This window comes from Rhodobacter sp. P2_H5, from assembly GCF_056403335.1.
In genome coordinates, this window is record NZ_JBFUFS010000109.1 from 1 (window position 1) to 757 (window position 757).

The following is a 757-nucleotide window of genomic DNA, read 5'->3' on the forward strand; positions in this document are numbered from 1 at the left end:
TCCTAATCCTTGATGGCAGTCCTCGCATCGCCGAGATCCCGGCGATCATAATGGACAAGCACATGCGAAGCATAAGGCGCGAACATCGAGAGTTCGTCTTCGAGCGGCTCGAAGGCTGGTGGACCGATGCGGTGATTAAGCACCTGACGGGTTCCAGGCCGGAAGGAATATTCGGCTATGAGGTTTCAGACAAGCTTTCGAATTTCGCGGAGGAGTATAAGGCCGACAACCTGCCCATCAACTTCCGCGGAAAGGTGCCGGACGGTGAGATCGACACCAATGCCGATCCGCGTCTGTTTGTGGCGCAATTGCGTGAGATTGGTATCTCGTCCAACCGAATTAGAAGTGCGATCCTTGACTACTACCGTGCGTTCGAACAGCGGTCGGCATGGGCGCGCGAAAACCTGCTAGTTTTGGGAGAGGTCGAGGAATACGAAGATCGGCTTGCAGATGAGTGGAGCCGCTACAAGGATGTTGCTTTCGAGAAACTGAACGATGACAGCGCGGAGGAAGTTCTACGCGAGGCTGGCGCAACCCTCTTCAACTGGGCGGAATTTGAAACTGGGAAAATCGAATCTTTGCGGATCCGTGCACGGGTGACAGAGCCCTATGTTCTTCGTGGCAGCTTCCACATTTTGGCGGATGCAGCGCCTGAACCCAAGGTCTATTGGCATCCCAGATTCATCGATCGCCTCGGCAAAGTGTTGGGGGTGGGCCCGTGAAGCGATGGGATCAGCGCCCCTTCGAGGTTCGCAAT

1 protein-coding gene is annotated in these 757 nt (G+C 55.4%); it reads left to right on the forward strand.

The features are described 5' to 3' along the window. Positions 1–722: ABC-three component system protein (locus AC1DVR_RS23780; protein WP_478003091.1), on the forward strand; the 722-nt coding region annotated here is incomplete at its 5' end. Positions 723–757 lie beyond the last annotated feature (35 nt).